Source organism: Flavobacterium sp. DG2-3 (assembly GCF_030730925.1).
Classification (GTDB): domain Bacteria; phylum Bacteroidota; class Bacteroidia; order Flavobacteriales; family Flavobacteriaceae; genus Flavobacterium.
In genome coordinates, this window is record NZ_JAVAMB010000009.1 from 25,182 (window position 1) to 41,028 (window position 15,847).

The window sequence follows — 15,847 nt, forward strand, 5'->3', positions numbered from 1 at the left end:
AATCTAAAATTACTGACCTCTGTAAAACAGAACTGTCGTAATAGTTTTGAAAGTGATGCTTAAATCAAGAAAAACACTTCTGTGCTTGATATAGTACAAATCATATTGAAGTTTAATCAAACTTTCGTCGATTGATTCTCCGTATGAATAATTGACCTGTGCCCAACCTGTAAGCCCCGGTTTAATCACATGGCGCGTTTCATAAAAAGGCATTACAGCGGCAATTTCTTCAACAAAAAAAGGACGCTCAGGTCTCGGGCCAATTACAGCCATATCTCCTTTTAAAATATTGATGAATTGTGGAAGTTCGTCAATTCTAGTTTTACGCATAAATTTCCCGAAAGGCGTAACTCTTTTATCATTATGAACAGCAAAAACAGCTCCATTGGTTTCTGAATTCTCTGTCATGGTTCTAAACTTATAGATTTCGAAAACCACTCCGTTTTTACCTACTCTTTCCTGCGTATAAAAAAGGCTTCCTTTATTGGCGAAGATGTTACAAATAAAAATTATCGGGGCGAAAACTAGAGAAACTAAAAGACCTAAAACAGAAAAGACGATTTCAATCAGTCGAGTAAAAAACAAATAGAGTTTGTTATTATTGCTTCTACTAAAAGGGAAAAACCTATAAAAGTCTCTTTCTATATAATGAACAGGAATTCGCTGCGTTTTGCTCTCGTAAACCTGAGTATATTCTCTAATAATATTTCCTTTTTCTAGCAAATGAAGTAACTGCTGGTACAAATCTGAAGTAATACCATCAGTTTTTTGTGATGCAATAATAATCTCCGAGACATTGTGTGTAGAAACAAAATGCTCTAAATCCTCCTTTTTTATTTCTTTCACATAATGAAAATCTAAATTTTCTTCTGCAATAGAGTCGGAGTTTACAAAACCAATAATTTTATAATGCGGATCAACATTTTCAAGTCCTAAAACTAATCGTTCGACTTCACTTTGACCACAAATCAAAACCACATTTTGTGAGAATCGATGAGAAGCTAGAAAATAACAGTAAAATAATCGCCATGCTAAAAGTGTAATTAATATTGTAAAGTAGAATATTAATATAATTAACCTTTGTTTTGGAAGAACAGGGGAAAGTATTGGCGTGAATAAATAAGCTAAAACAGTGACTGTGGCAGTAAAAACAACATTTTGCAGAATCTGAAGATGATTGCTTGCAACTTGCAAATTATAAATTTCGAATATTACGCCAAAAATGTAAAGATAGCCTATAAGCAGAAGAATGCTTAACGAACTATGGACATCAAAATCGAAGTAATGATAATTAAATATTAAGCTTAGTAGATATAAAGCAGATAAGATAAAAACAGCATCGAAAGAAAGAAGCAATATTTTCCTCTCCGAAATTTCGAAATGCATTTTCTTTTTTGATGACATCACTGTAGGTTTAAATTTGGTTATTGGGCAGAGCAAATGTATCGCAAAAAAATATAACTAATCTGTTAATTTTCTGTTTCTTCGGGAATTTTTATTTGGACAGAAAGGAGGCACAATGCGTATACAAAGGCTGGGGCGGCTGTTCGCATTGCTGCATGGTTAATTGTTAGAAGCCAAAAAACGTAAAATGAAAAGAAATAAAGATGCTGTTTATTATTTAAATATGATACCAATGGAACTAAACCCAATAATATAAGTCCTAAGATTCCAAACAAACCATGCTCACTAATCATACGCGTAATCTCATTATGAGAGGCGGCTTCTTCTCCAAAGGTTTCTTTTCGGACTTCTTTTCCCATTCCTGCCCCAATTCCTAATATCGGGTTTTTATAAAAAACCTGCAGTTCTTCACCCATAATTTCTTCACGACCACCTAATCGATCTTTTTTTTCTCTTCCTCGTGCATCCTGATTAGCGTATCTCTTTTCTATCATCCCATAGGTTTGTATAGAAGAATATGTCCAAATACAGGTTGCCATAACTCCAGTCATAATAAAGACTAAAACAAATTTACTCCTGCCTTTTGCATTAGAATTTCTATATAGCAAAAATAGCAAACATATAATCATAGCTATAGCAGTAAACACTCCACCTCTAGAAAAAGTCACAATACCTCTATAAGATATAAAAATAAACAGAGCACCATTTATCAATAATGTAATCTTAGATTTTGAAAATAATATTAATTGTGTAAAAAAAACAAATATTCCTAAACCTAAAATGGTTGACACCTGATTAGGACCAAAACCTCCGGATGTCTCATAATTTGACTGTGTACCCGTAATAACATCTTTAACACTTGGATTATATAAAAAAAGATAAACTGTTGTGGTAATGATTGGAAACCCTATGCAAAGTAAAATATTTTGAAGACCACTAAAAGAAATTCTACGTTGAAACGTATAGATTGTAGCTATACCCAAACAAACAGGGCCTGATAAGTTAAAGAATAAAACTTTTTTAACATCTGTTTCAATACTTGCATTATAAACCGTCATGAAAATACCCGGTAACAACAAAAGCAAAAAAAACAAATAAATAAAACCATTTTTAGAAAAGTTACTGTAGAACATTCCTAAAAACATAAAAAATATAACTGAAAACTTTACGTACTCGTTATTAAAATTACCTCCAGTCATTCGTAAAAAAACCTCTACTCCAACTAAATAAGCGCTAACGTAAAGTACTTCCTGATTCTTATTTTTATTTTTATAAACAAGTACAAATCCAATTACAGGAATTAACAAAGCATAAATCTTGGATATAAATGGTGCAAAAAAAATGATCAATGCAATTAATGCATGGAAAATTATTAATGCGAAATAACTAAGCTTTATGTTGTTCATTTAATTTATTATTTTCACAAAAGTACTTAAAGATTTAACCATGATAGATAGTTGCTTAAAATTAAATCTTTTCCAAAATTGTTTTCGACAAAGGATTTTAAATGATCTCCCATTTCTTTACGCGTATCTGTTTCCTGAATCAATTTTTGAACTGAATTTACAAACTGATCTAAATTATTTGATTCTATCAAAATACCTGCTTTATTTGAATATATAATTCCTGAAATCTCTCCTACATTTGTCGCAACAACTGGCAAACCAGCAAGACCATATTCCAGAACTGCCAATGGAAGTCCCTCTGAAACTGAAGTTAAAACTCCAATCTGACATTGTTTTAGCAGATCGTGAGTATTTTCTAAAGCTCCATAAAAAAAAATGGTTCCATCGAGATTAAGTTCTTTTACTTTACTAACTAATTTTGCACTATAGTGATCATTAAAATCTTTTCCCATTAAATGAAATGTCCAGTCCGGAAATTTTTTATGAATGTGAGAAGCTCCTTCAATTAATAATTCGTGATTTTTTTGTGGGCGTAAATTTGCAACACAAATTATTCTTTTGTTATTTTCTCCCTTCAATAGAGAAGGCGCTGAGGCTGGTGTTGACAGCTCAACAAAATTAGGAAGATATACTATCTTTTTGCATTTCAAATAACTTTCCGCCCATTTCTGAAGTGATAGATTAACCGAAATAGTACCTGAAAACAATAAGGAAACAAATTTGAGAATTATATTTTTTCTAACTTTTAAATCTTGCGAAATACCATAATGATCATGCCAGATAATTTTAGTCTTTGGCCTTGTAAACTTAGCTAAAACTGCAATAAAAAAAGAAGAACTGTGCGCATGAATAATTTGAATTTTATTTCTTTGAAGATAACTTCTCAATTTGAAAACAGCTTTCAAATCTATCCCTGAATTTCTTTTTAAAAATAAATAAGATACATTTTTATTAAGATGAGACTTTAACATTCCTTCTTTACGAGTTGTAATTAAACCCGAGAATTCGATTCTGTCTGCAAGTGCGTTGGCATAATTAACGGCCATCTTTTCTGCGCCTCCGGTCTCTAAAGAATCAATAATCTGAACAATCCTCATTTTTAAAGTAATGTTTTTATTTCAGTTTCAAAAAGTTCTGTGGTAAAATTTTGAGACCACTTTTGTGCTAATTGGCTTTTAGATCTAAAATCGTCCTCATTTTTTATAATTGAAATAAGCTGTTCTAAATCTTTTTCTAAATCCATATGCAATAAGGTTCCCCTTTTTCCATAATCCAGCATAAATGGAACGCATGAAACCGCTGTTGCAATAGGCAGAGCTCCCCAAAACATACCTTCTGCAATTGCTTTTGGCCAGCCTTCGCTTTTTGATGGCAATATTACGAAATGACTTTGTTTGAAAGCCTCTTTTAGTATTCCTTTATTTTGATTTCCCTTTAAAATAATTTGCTTTTTAAGGTTATTCTTTTCAAAGTAAGTTTGTAAAGAAAATCTTTGTTCTCCTTCGCCATATAAATCTAAGGTAATATTATAGCCTTTTTTTATTAATTGCTCTACAAGTTGTATGGCATACATCGGATTTTTACCTGTAACTAAACTTCCAACAAAAATAAATTTAACTCCATCTTCAAATCTTCTTTTCTCTATATTTTCCTTTTCAGATTCTGGATAAGTAGCGGTAAAAAAAGATTTTATATTTTTAGATTGCCCGTTCCATTCTCCGTAAGCTAGTACCTCAATATTCTTAGTCAAAAATGTATTATTCAGAATATATTTTTGTAGTTTATAAGTCCATGGCTGTTTACTCTTAGGATCCCAATTACCGGCATATTTTGCAGTTTTTCTTTTTTTCGGAAAGAAAATCTGAATGACACATCCTATTAACCCCATATTTCCCGGACATCGCAGATGAATATGATCTGCAGCTTTGATCACCGAGAAAATATTCCAGATAATAATTGGAAGTTTAAATATTGAACTGAAAATATTTTTTACATTGGTAAAACTAAAATCAGGAACTTTCCTAAAATCTATATTTTTATGTTGATAGGAAATATCGATCTGAGTGGGCCGACCTATTTTTAATGGAGCAACAATAATTACTTCGTCCACATACTTCAGCCATATATTCATTTCATGAATATATGGAGCATATCCAAAATATTCAATTTCGTGCTGAATATGATTTACATGAGTTATGATTGCAAACTTCATTATTGTTCTGTTGTCAATTTTTTTAGTGCAGTATTTGGTTTATTAAATAATAAGCTCCACCACCCAAATACTCTTCCTAGATATTCCGTTAAAGGCGCTTTTTTATTTTTTTCTGTTATTATGTTACTGAATCTTATTAAAGTTAGCAAAATAGTAATAGCGTTCCATTTTAATCTTGCTCTCAAATCCGGTTTCGGATTTTTTATCCTCCAGACGTACCAACCATTTCTAACCACCATTTTTCCATATTTAAATTGGTTTGGTCTACCGGCAGGGTCATGAAAATGATTTAGTTTTGCATTGGTATTAATTACATTTTTCCCAAACTGCAGTGCTCTTAAACTAAAGTCAGCATCTTCATATAAACCGTAACCTTCAAAAAATTTTGAAAATTTTATTTTATCGAATATTTTTTTTCTAAAAGCCATCGACATTCCAATCAACAAATCTACTTCATATGTTTTTCCGGTCAGAGGAAAGCCACATGTTCTTCCATGAGAATAATCAGGCATTTTTCCGGGACCTAAATTGGAAGCTAAACCAAAATAATTGCGAGCGATATTTCTTAAACCTTCAGGATAAAAATATTCTTCAAACAAATAATATTTCTTCGTATTATAATTTTTTCCTTCTTCCTGAATTTTCCATTTATTTTCGTTTATGGCAACACCTCCTACTCCTGTTACTTCTGAATTATTTTGAAATGTCTTAATAATTTCTTCAAAATAGTTGGATTCCAGAACAGTGTCGTCATCCAGAAAACATATAATTTCTGAACCACCATTTAGTTTAGAAATTCCGAAATTGCGTTGTTTAGTCAACCCACGATTTTCATCGCTTACTCTTATATATTTTAAATTTTTAAAACTATTATTTTTTAAAAGACTTTCTGTTTCATCATTTGTCGAGCCATCAATAATTAAAATTTCATCAGGATATAACGTCTGATTTTTAACTGACTGAAGTAAACTCAGCAAAGGCTGAGGACGCATGTATGTACAAAGTATTAATGAAAATTGCATAAATTTTAATACTAAACTTTAAGAACTACCAGAATATTTCCGGCCGTTAATTCATCATCAGAATATTTTGTAAAATCTTCGTGAAGTTTAACTTTTTTAAATAACTCGTATCTTTTACTTCCAACTTCGAGACTTTCATAATCTAAATGTAATATTTCGAAATCATATTTTTTAAAGATTTCGATAAACTGGGGCAATCTGAACCTGTTGTGATAATCAAATTTTGTACGAATCCTGCTCCACTCTTCTTTACTGTATCTTAAAAAATCCTGAAGTGATAAAGTACTGTCGCCATGTTGTCTTAAATCACTTGGCGAAATAAAATGTGCTACAAGAGTACCTTTTTTTAGTTGTTTTTTCATTTTTTCATGCAATGCGTCAACATCATTTTCATTCATGTGAGACAAAACATATCTGGAGAAAACAAAATCTACATTTGGAAAATCATTTAAAACCCCATTATAATTAGGCTTATAATTAATTTCTGCCGGAAGTCCGTATTCATTTTTTAAATCAGAAACAATTTCCTTCCCATATTTATTAGAAAAAAGTTTATTGATTTTTAGAATAGTTTCTTTTTTAAAATGCTGGTTTATATCAACAGTAATAACACTTTTTACACCAAATTTATATTTAAAAAAATAAGGCATTGCAGGAAACCAACCTGATCCTAATTCAAAAATTGTTTTATCTTTCAAATCAAAATTTAAATCAGACAAAACTTTTAAAAGCCTCAAATAAGTTGGTTCAACACTATTTAAACGATTCTCTAAAGTAGATTTATCAAAAAAACTTTGAATTTTATGGTAACAATAATCATCAACTTTATTTGGTAATAAAGTCAATGTTTTAAACAATGCCGTTTTTATTTTATGATTCATTTACTTTTTAAATTAATTGTCTCATTTTCAATACTGTGTCTACTTTCAAATATATACTCCCATCCGACTTTATGTCTAAAACTATTTTTTCAAAATTAGACCAATATTCGATTAACTCCGAAAGAGTCGGGTTCCAGATTTCCTGATTTTTAATTTTCTCTCCTAATAATTTAAACTTCTCTGAAACTATTGGATCAATCGTATAAGAATCAGAAAACATTCTTCCAGTGTGATATTCCATTGGAACTGAAAAATAAGTATGTGCAATAAAAACCCCTTTCTCTTTAATAATTGAATTTAAATTATTCTCTGATAATGATTTTTTAAAATCAAGCATTTCCAAAGTCTGAAAAATATAAAACTCTTTTTCACCAATGGTATGTTTAAATAGCAACGGTGAATATTTTGCTAATTTATATGGTTTATTTTTAGCTTTTGCCCAAAATAAAACAACCGAAAAAATTGAAGCTGCAAGACCAAAAGAATCTTTAAAAAGAGGAAAAATAGATTTTATTTTTCTCTGAAGAAATACTTTTTTAAAATTACCGGCAGTATTTTTATATTTCAGAATTAAATTTTCATCATTGTAATAATGAAAAATAATATTTTTAATCATTAACTGCAGCTTTTTCACAAAAGGAAGATTTTTATTTCCTTTTAAAAAACTTTTCAGCGTAAAATGCAATCTATTTAATTGATTTATTACGCCTTCTGAAGATGTCCCCGAATCTATATAATTCCAAAGAACACTAATTTCTTTCTCGTCTAAAATGCTTCCATAGTCCTTTTCATTAAAAATATTCTTTTCTAAAAGAGAAAAATTATACGGCTGAAATCCGTGATCAATCCAAACTTTCAAATCTTCTAAAGGCGGTTTAAATTGAATGAAATCTTCATAACTTTCTTTTTCAGGCTTAATTGACTGTGATAAAGAATGATAACATAATTCGTGTTCGTCTGCTTTCCATTTCAGCAATTCTTCTTTATCATTCTGAAATGAAGCATTTTCTGCGCGTTTTGAAAAATGATTTAGAAAAAAACCTTTTGTTACTTTTATATTATTCTCTTTAAAAAAAGTTCTTTGTAATTCTAAATTTTCAGTAGTATCAAAATCACAATGATCTGTAAAACAAGCAATCGCAGTAAAGGGATATTTGGATCTACTAAATTCAAGAGCATAATTGTCAGGAAATAAAAGCGCCGGATTTTCAATAAAACTGAACTTTTGATTGCTTTTAACTATCTTTTTTTGATTGGAATTTTTCGTATAATTAGTCAAAGATGCTGCAAATTCAGGATTAAAACGCCAAAGCAAAACATTTGATTTTTTTCTGGTTATTTCCCAAATTCCAGGAGTTATATTAGCCTGTATAAGTTGTCCGTTCTGAAGCTTTATAATTTTAGGACAAAATTCGTTTGCAATTCTGTTGACGTCACAATTTACCCATTCATAATCATGATTTCTAAATTGTAAAATAGGCTGGTTAAATACAATTTCAATATCAAAAGAATTAACATTTGAAAAATCTAATTTATCCAGATCAATTATTATTTTATGCTTTTGATTTTCATCAAAAATAAAATTTTCCTTAATTGATTCCTTTTTTATTGAAATGGATTTTATCAATTGATATTCTTTTTAGATTTATTTTTTAATTGTTCTGCCCAAAATAAGCTGGCTTCCCACTGTTTGCAAAAATTAAAGAAATACTTTATTGGATTTTTAATATTCTGAACTTTATAAAATTTTAAGAAAAGTACCGTTTTATAGCCGTATAGTTGTTTTTTCTTTAAATGCAAAATTTTATAAAGCATAACGGTTGGAGAAGGTTTCGGCTGAATTACATCATGTGCCCAGGCCAAAACAGGTTTCGATCTAAAACCGCCTACAGGCGCTTTAAGATGAGTAATTTCAGGTTTAGTTGAAAAGAGAATATCAAAACCTAAATTTCTTAATTGTGCTCCATAATCGCTGTCTTCACCGTAACCATGCTCAAAACTAAGATTATACGAAACTGATTTTAAATTTACAGATTTTACTATGCTACAACCTGATCCAAAACTGTCCCATTGTGTTTTTTGCTTCTCTTTTTTGCTTTCTAAATATCCTGGTTCATAACAACCGAAAGTGACCTGTTCTGTACCATCATTCTCTATAAGTTCAAAAGCTTCTTTCAAAAATGTATCCTGAATTCGTATATCATCATCTGCCATAAAAACCCATTCACTTTCAGTCTCTGCGAGAGCCAAATTTCTGGCATTACAGGCTCCTGTCTGATGTGTAAACGTATGTTTTATTTGAAAAGGCCAAAATTCTTTTTGTAAATAATCGAGTTCTGAACTGCTATTTAAATTCGGATTTTGTTCAATTATGATAACGTTTTTCGGCAAATGAGTCTGTTTTGACAAATCTTTTAAAACATCATACAAATATTTTTTTCTTGCGATAGTTGGAATAATCACATCTGTCGTCTTTTTATCGGTTACTTTTTTAGCAGACTGAATCAAAATATCATCCAGTACATTTTCTTTTAAGCTTCTTTTTCTAAAGCCAAAACTCGTAATTAAAGGAAGAAGAGCAAACTTACTTTCGCATAAAAACAGATTCAAAAACAATAAGAAAACCCAGCCTGTTTTGTAATGTTGTTTTACAAAACGAAAAACTAAATAATTACTACTTTTTTTCTTAGTAAGAACTTTTGAAGTATCTTTTACCAGTAACGGCTCAGAATAACATAAAAGCCCACATAACATTGCAAGCTTTGCCAATGAAACAAGAAAATAATTAAAACTGAAATCTTCTTTGATTTTATTTCTTAAAAGATTTAAAACCGAAGCATGAATTCCTCCAACATCACCACTCATTAACCATGTCGGATAACAAACGTCTTTTTTTACATTTAAAAAAAGTGATTCGTCGACATATTCGATTGCATCAGGCAAAAAATGGTTTTCGGATAAATTATAAGAAGCCATTATTTTTTTGTGATGAAAAACATCCTGAATTTTTGACTGATTTAAATTTGATTTTAAATCCAGCCGGCACCAAATTATAAGTTCATCTGAATATTTTTCAGCAATCTGAAATAAATTATACGCTACACTTTCTAGGGAAAATGGGATATTTTCTCCTTGAAAGTTAACCTCAACTACTTTATTATTCTGATGATAAACGATTATCACTTTCTTGATTATTTCTTATTTAAAATACTTTGATAAAAAGTGATATTTTCAAGAACTAATTTTTTAATATCAAATTTTTCTTCTACACTTTTTCTGGCTGCTTCACCAATTTTCTGTGCCAAAATATTATCCCTTAAAACTTGTTTTATTCTTGCTACGTACAAATCATGATTGGAGGGATAAACCAGAAAACCAGTTTCTTCATCTGCAATTAATTCCTGAGACCATCCAATATTACTATTTACAACTGATTTTTGCATTGCCATAGACTCAATCGTCACCATTCCTAAAGTTTCTGCGAAAGTAGGAAACACGCATACATTTGCTTTTTTAATATAATTTTGAACTTCGCTGTAGGGAATCTTACCCAAATATTCTACATTATTTAAATCATCCTGGAATAAATTCTGTATTAATTCCCATGTAGATTTTGAATTCGTTTTTAAATCGGGTGCGTCGCCACCAATTAAAACTAATTTGGCATTCGGGAAATCTTTACGCACTTTATTAAAAATTTCAGGAAGTTCTAAAACTCCTTTTTTTCTAATTAAAGTGCCAATATATAAAATCAGATCTTTTTCAAATTCCTTTGGTGTTTCATTCTCAAAGTTCTCAAGATTTAAACCGTAATGAATAGTTTTGATTTCTTTTCTTTTTATGTTAAAAAGTTGTTTAGAAACATCTCCGGCAAACTTGGTCGGAGCAATAAATGCTTTTGCTCCGTTTATAGCAATTTTTTCAAACCAGAAATTTTTACGCTTTTGTTTTCTGTTTTCTAAATGACAGAAGTAAGCATCACTTCCGTGAAAACGAATTATAAGCGGAATTTTAAAATTCATCAAAGCGGTTATTCCCGTCCAGTCAGGGGCTTCAATTAAATCTATTTTTTCTTTCTTAGATACTTCGTTACAATAATTCTCAATATATTTTCTTTGGAAAAACCAGCTTAAAAATCTATAATCTCTTTTCTTAATTAAATGTATTTTAATCCCGTCTTCCACAATAATTTCATGGGTATTCTGACCATAAATAAAAACAGAAACATTTACACCTTCTTTCGCCAAAGAAATGGCCAGATTTTTTATACTGGTACCTATTCCGGCAGCATGTTTAACTTTTTCGTGTGGGAATTCTGGGGTTAAAAAAGCGATATGCATCATTATTTATTAAAAAAGTCTTTAACTATTCTGGATGTAAACAACTTTGCCCCTTCATCTGTCATATGCCCGCAGGAAGAAAAATACTTATCATCAATAACCGTATTTTCATAATTATAAATTTCGGGATAAGCTTTTTTAACCTTCGCAAAATAATTCATTCCAACAACATTTTTGCACATTGGAGTCATAACAGCAATAAAGTTGATATTGTGTTTTTTGCAAAGACTTTTAATTTCTTCGTAATATTTATTGTGTGGCAATGGATTAAGATTGATAATGTTATTTTTCATATTGCCATTTTTATGTTTTTCTAACGGATAGTAACCTAAATTATACAGTGATGTAGTTTTCTTCTCAATTCCGGTAAAAAAAACTTCTCTAACTCCAATTTTAGTTTGATACTTAATATATCTGTAAAACGGGATATAGTATAATTCTTTAAAATCACTTTCATTTTTGAAGTGATTTTTAATTATTGATGAGTTGTGAATATATGGCAAAAATAATGCTGAGATACCTTCTGCCTGATGATCGTTGGAAAGATTCAAATCGGCTTCAAGAATTACATTTTTGATTTCGTACTTTCTTTCCAGCATCAATTTTAACATTAACGAAGCTTCAAATAAATGGCCGCCACTCATTCCGTAGTTAAATGTTTTGATTCCTTTATCTTCAAACATTTGCGAAACAAAATGATTATTTGCTCTTGAAGAACCAAGAATAACGACATCGTATTTTTTTGCTGAAGAATTGAAAACAGTTTCAATTTTCCCACGATTTTTAGACTGTAAAAATACATAAGTATAGACTACGTCAAGGAGAACCGCAATCAGAACTACTACTACAAAAATTAAAAATATGTAACGTATAAACTTTTTCATTAAAATTGGAAATAAATAAATTCTTTATAATCTGAATATGTTCCAAAAGCAATGATGGCAAGAATTGCTAAAGCCATTTTAAACATATTTCTTTTTCCGGAAATTGGTTCTTCTTTCGTTCGATTATTCCACTCAACCAAAACAAACAAACCAATCATTAATAATAATTCATAATTGTAACGTTCATTTTCTAAATACTGCGAAGCAAACTTATTATCTGTAAAAATCCTTTTTAAATATAATACTGCATCTGTAATTGTTCTGGCTCTAAAAAATACCCAAGCCACGCAAGTCAGTAAAAAAGTAGTAAGAATGCTAAACAATACTTTTACAGAATCCAGATCCCATTTTAAAACAATTGAATCCATGTTATTTCTGTTATTGTTTGAAAGTAACAAGGGCAGAAAATAAACTGCATTTATAAATCCCCAGACGATGTAAGTCCAATTGGCTCCATGCCAAAAACCACTAACAAGAAAAATGATAAATGTATTTCTAATTTTCATCCACAGTCCGCCTTTACTTCCGCCCAACGGAATGTATAAATAATCGCGAAACCAGGAAGAAAGCGAAATATGCCAGCGACGCCAAAACTCGGCAATATCTCTTGAGAAATAAGGATAATTGAAGTTTCTCAATAAATCTAAACCAAACAATTTCGAAACTCCAAGCGCCATATCTGAATATCCGGAAAAGTCTCCATAAATCTGAAAAGCGAAATAAATGGCGCCTAAAATCAGTGATAAAGAATTCATGGATTGATAATGGTCAAAAATTGCATTGGCGTAGACCGCACAAGTATCTGCTATAACCACTTTTTTTACTAATCCCCAAACTATCTGACAAACTCCTTGTTTTGCTTTTTCAAAATCAAACTCCCGCTTTTCTTTTAATTCTGGCAATAAGTGCGTTGCTCTCTCAATCGGCCCTGCAACCAGAAGAGGAAAGTAACTCACAAATAATGAATAATCTATAAAATTATATTCGGCTTTTATTCTTTTATAATAAATGTCAATTACATAAGACAATCCGTGGAAAGTATAGAAAGAAATTCCGACTGGTAAAATAACATCCAGCAAAATCGGACTGGCTTTAAACCTAAAAGAGGTAAACATTTCTGCAAAAGAACTGGCAAAGAAATTATAGTATTTAAAGATTCCTAAAAATCCTAAATTGACTAAAATACTCAGCCAAAACCAAAATTTTCTTCCTTTATCAGAATCACTTTTTTCAATTTGGATTCCGGTAAAATAATCCAGAAATGTTGAGAAAACCAACAAGAACAGAAATCTCCAATCCCAACAGGAATAGAAATAGTAACTTGCTACAATTAATAATGCATTTTGAGTGCTTTTGTTTTTATTGAAAACGAACCAATACAGAAAAAAAACAATTGGCAAAAAGATGGCAAAAGCCAACGAATTAAAGAACATAAATGATTATTTTTTTAAAATACTTTTTAAACTATCCCAAATTTTTTCAGATGCTTTGGTTGGTTCCGGTCCTACAACTATATCAAACCATTTTTTACTTTCTTTTACGCTGGAAATTTTTCCGTCTACAATATCTTTGACTATCGTTTTCAAATCTTTTTTATCTCTAACCCATAAAGCAGCTGCTTCAGAAGGTTTTGATCTAAAATGAATATATTTATAGTTCTGTCCAATGTCACGAATTCCTTTTTTTAATTGTGGCTGTTCATAATCAAAAAATAAACATGATTTATTGTGTGCAGAAAAATCAAAAACCATTGAAGAGGCAATATTCCCAACAAATTCGGTGTACTCGCAAATATTAGACTGAAGTGCAAAATCTTCTTTGGTTGGCATAATTTCGTTCCAGCTTGTTCCGACCGGACTCCATAACGGATCAATATTTACAATTACATCTTTGTAATTTTCTAAAACGGCATCGTAACGATCTGTAAAATCTACCGGACATTTTCTATAAATTATTCCTAAAGAATACCCTACTTTATTCAATTCTCTAACGGATAATGCCAAATCTTCCAAATAATACTGATCAAGAGGAGAAGTCACAATATCGTCGCCAGAATAACAGATGTATTTCTTGTTAAGATCCAGATTATGAGTTTTATAAAATTCTTCTCTGGTTTGTAAAAGACTTTTATCAAAATGACTTTCAAATTGAGGTGTTCCTGTTACCAATACCTGATTTTCATTTACATACGGGCAATACATTAAAAGTTCTTTTTTCATGTGTTTGCTCCAGACAAAATAATAATCTGTTTCAACCAAAGTTGTTGCTTTGGGCAAATTATCCCATGAAAAAATAAACGTTCCGGTTGGAATTCCTAAATCCTGTGCTGCCAAAATTGAAGCTATCGCTTGCGTCGGTCGCGGATTGGTACAAAAAACAAAATCAGGTTTGTGTTCTTCTAATTGCTTTTTGCTTTCTTTATATTTATTGGTAGAGCGCTCGCCTTTTTTTATTTGTTCACGAACAAATTTGATTCCTTTTTCGTTAGAACCAAATTTCACCAAAACATCAACCATTACACTTTTGGTGAAATTGGTGAGCCCTTTGTAAGATTGCGGAAAATTATACGTATTGTAAACTATTTCATTAAATTTTCTATCAAAAACATTCAATTCCATTCTTTTTCGGGCACGAGTGTAAACCGTAGTTAATGGATTTAATGATTTTTCCTGAATCTTTAATTCATTAAAACCTAATTTTTCATTTATCGAAAATGGTGTATTATTCCAATACGTGATATCAAAACCGTTTTTTTCTCCAATATCTTTAAATGAAGTCAGGGCAAAATTTCGAAGTCCAACTCCGTCTGGTAAAAAGATAAATATGTTTTTTTTCATTTAAAATAAAAAGCTAAAACTGCTATTTGAAATCCTATTTTTTAAAAGGACAAACTTTTAAAAGTCCGTCGCATAATTGACTGATTATTTCTCTTTTTGGAAGATTCGGAAGTTCTTCAAAGAGTTTTTCTAACTCAGAATCTGTATATTTTTCGAGTCTGATTTCAGGTTTAAAAAATGGCATTTGAACAGATTCAAAATAATCCTGATATTTTATGTCATCTCCAAAAACCTTATCTGAGAATTTCTGCCAAACTGCTGGAATATTATACGCATGAGCAACTATAACGCCGTGAAGTGATGAGGAAATAATTTTTTCGCATTGTAAAAATTCGATTGTTTTGGCTTCGATATCATTTGTCATCATATCGATTAGAAGTACTTCCGGATTATCAGAAAACCAATTTTGTACTAACTTATAATCATTATAATGTGGCACAAAACCATATTTATATTTTTTCTCCACTTTCGGATTAAAATATCTTGGCAGTAATAAAGCCGGATCGCCATACACATCGGGAACATTATAAGAAAGTTCTAAAAGAAATTTTCTCGTCTGCGGACCACGAACGGCTAAAAATACTGCATTCTTTATTTTGATGTTCTGATCTATTATTCCGCTGCCCCAAACAATACATTTTTGGTTTACATTTGCCAAAATACTTCCGACAGTAACATAAATCGGCGCAAACCAATCAAAAAAGGAAAACTTTTTAGGCCAGGCAAAAACTACTTTTTTTCCGGAAATTTTCTCTACAAGGTATTTGCCCAGAAGATCTCCGTAATTTTCATTTTTCTTCCTCTGAATGATTTTTTCATTCCACCAAAAAAGTCTGATTGTTTTTGCGAAAAACATATAAT

The 15,847-nt window shown here is 30.6% G+C and carries 13 protein-coding genes; all 13 read right to left on the reverse strand.

The window, feature by feature from the left end:
• Nucleotides 1-9: 9 nt before the first annotated feature.
• Nucleotides 10-1,404 (reverse strand): sugar transferase, encoded by a 1,395-nt coding sequence (locus Q9Q97_RS13765; protein WP_306157987.1) that lies wholly within the window; start codon nucleotides 1,402-1,404, stop codon nucleotides 10-12.
• Nucleotides 1,405-1,469: 65 nt separating this feature from the next.
• Complete coding sequence (locus Q9Q97_RS13770; protein ID WP_306157989.1) at nucleotides 1,470-2,810, reverse strand: O-antigen ligase family protein; 1,341 nt, start codon at nucleotides 2,808-2,810, stop codon at nucleotides 1,470-1,472.
• A 26-nt stretch (nucleotides 2,811-2,836) separates the two neighbouring features.
• A complete protein-coding gene (locus Q9Q97_RS13775; protein ID WP_306157991.1) occupies nucleotides 2,837-3,907 on the reverse strand; it encodes a glycosyltransferase in 1,071 nt (356 codons plus the stop codon).
• Between the two features lie 2 nt (nucleotides 3,908-3,909).
• Nucleotides 3,910-5,022, reverse strand: coding sequence for a glycosyltransferase (locus Q9Q97_RS13780; protein ID WP_306157993.1), 1,113 nt, complete (start codon nucleotides 5,020-5,022; stop codon nucleotides 3,910-3,912).
• The gene (locus tag Q9Q97_RS13785) at nucleotides 5,022-6,044 is read right to left on the reverse strand and encodes a glycosyltransferase family 2 protein (RefSeq protein WP_306157995.1); all 1,023 of its coding nucleotides are present in this window, start codon (nucleotides 6,042-6,044) and stop codon (nucleotides 5,022-5,024) included. The genes Q9Q97_RS13780 and Q9Q97_RS13785 overlap by 1 nt, the downstream gene beginning before the upstream one ends.
• Before the next feature lie 11 nt (nucleotides 6,045-6,055).
• Entirely contained in the window at nucleotides 6,056-6,925 is an 870-nt protein-coding gene (locus tag Q9Q97_RS13790) for a hypothetical protein (protein WP_306157997.1), read from the reverse strand.
• Nucleotides 6,926-6,932: 7 nt separating this feature from the next.
• Nucleotides 6,933-8,552 carry a hypothetical protein gene (locus Q9Q97_RS13795; RefSeq protein WP_306157999.1) on the reverse strand — a complete coding sequence of 540 codons (1,620 nt, stop codon included), beginning with the start codon at nucleotides 8,550-8,552 and terminating at the stop codon, nucleotides 6,933-6,935.
• Nucleotides 8,549-10,108, reverse strand: a complete 1,560-nt coding sequence (locus Q9Q97_RS13800) for a glycosyltransferase family 2 protein (protein ID WP_306158001.1) — start codon at nucleotides 10,106-10,108, stop codon at nucleotides 8,549-8,551. Before Q9Q97_RS13800 ends, Q9Q97_RS13795 begins: the two co-directional genes overlap by 4 nt.
• An 8-nt stretch (nucleotides 10,109-10,116) precedes the next feature.
• A complete protein-coding gene (locus tag Q9Q97_RS13805; RefSeq protein ID WP_371878218.1) occupies nucleotides 10,117-11,268 on the reverse strand; it encodes a glycosyltransferase family 4 protein in 1,152 nt (383 codons plus the stop codon).
• Nucleotides 11,268-12,149, reverse strand: coding sequence for a hypothetical protein (locus tag Q9Q97_RS13810; RefSeq protein ID WP_306158003.1), 882 nt, complete (start codon nucleotides 12,147-12,149; stop codon nucleotides 11,268-11,270). Before Q9Q97_RS13810 ends, Q9Q97_RS13805 begins: the two co-directional genes overlap by 1 nt.
• Complete coding sequence (locus Q9Q97_RS13815) at nucleotides 12,149-13,582, reverse strand: MBOAT family protein (protein WP_306158006.1); 1,434 nt, start codon at nucleotides 13,580-13,582, stop codon at nucleotides 12,149-12,151. Before Q9Q97_RS13815 ends, Q9Q97_RS13810 begins: the two co-directional genes overlap by 1 nt.
• A gap of 6 nt (nucleotides 13,583-13,588) precedes the next feature.
• Nucleotides 13,589-14,986 (reverse strand): UDP-glycosyltransferase, encoded by a 1,398-nt coding sequence (locus Q9Q97_RS13820; RefSeq protein WP_306158008.1) that lies wholly within the window; start codon nucleotides 14,984-14,986, stop codon nucleotides 13,589-13,591.
• Between the two features lie 34 nt (nucleotides 14,987-15,020).
• Nucleotides 15,021-15,842 carry a polysaccharide pyruvyl transferase family protein gene (locus Q9Q97_RS13825; protein ID WP_306158010.1) on the reverse strand — a complete coding sequence of 274 codons (822 nt, stop codon included), beginning with the start codon at nucleotides 15,840-15,842 and terminating at the stop codon, nucleotides 15,021-15,023.
• Nucleotides 15,843-15,847: the final 5 nt, after the last annotated feature.

What these genes read in the sequence shown, in the direction of transcription:
- Q9Q97_RS13770 (WP_306157989.1), bottom strand. Translation starts at nt 2,810, where the DNA reads ATGAACAACATAAAGCTTAGTTATTTCGCATTAATAATTTTCCATGCA.
- Q9Q97_RS13765 (WP_306157987.1), bottom strand. Translation starts at nt 1,404, where the DNA reads ATGTCATCAAAAAAGAAAATGCATTTCGAAATTTCGGAGAGGAAAATA.
- Q9Q97_RS13805 (WP_371878218.1), bottom strand. Translation starts at nt 11,268, where the DNA reads ATGATGCATATCGCTTTTTTAACCCCAGAATTCCCACACGAAAAAGTT.
- Q9Q97_RS13785 (WP_306157995.1), bottom strand. Translation starts at nt 6,044, where the DNA reads ATGCAATTTTCATTAATACTTTGTACATACATGCGTCCTCAGCCTTTG.
- Q9Q97_RS13825 (WP_306158010.1), bottom strand. Translation starts at nt 15,842, where the DNA reads ATGTTTTTCGCAAAAACAATCAGACTTTTTTGGTGGAATGAAAAAATC.
- Q9Q97_RS13820 (WP_306158008.1), bottom strand. Translation starts at nt 14,986, where the DNA reads ATGAAAAAAAACATATTTATCTTTTTACCAGACGGAGTTGGACTTCGA.
- Q9Q97_RS13810 (WP_306158003.1), bottom strand. Translation starts at nt 12,149, where the DNA reads ATGAAAAAGTTTATACGTTACATATTTTTAATTTTTGTAGTAGTAGTT.
- Q9Q97_RS13790 (WP_306157997.1), bottom strand. Translation starts at nt 6,925, where the DNA reads ATGAATCATAAAATAAAAACGGCATTGTTTAAAACATTGACTTTATTA.
- Q9Q97_RS13775 (WP_306157991.1), bottom strand. Translation starts at nt 3,907, where the DNA reads ATGAGGATTGTTCAGATTATTGATTCTTTAGAGACCGGAGGCGCAGAA.
- Q9Q97_RS13780 (WP_306157993.1), bottom strand. Translation starts at nt 5,022, where the DNA reads ATGAAGTTTGCAATCATAACTCATGTAAATCATATTCAGCACGAAATT.
- Q9Q97_RS13815 (WP_306158006.1), bottom strand. Translation starts at nt 13,582, where the DNA reads ATGTTCTTTAATTCGTTGGCTTTTGCCATCTTTTTGCCAATTGTTTTT.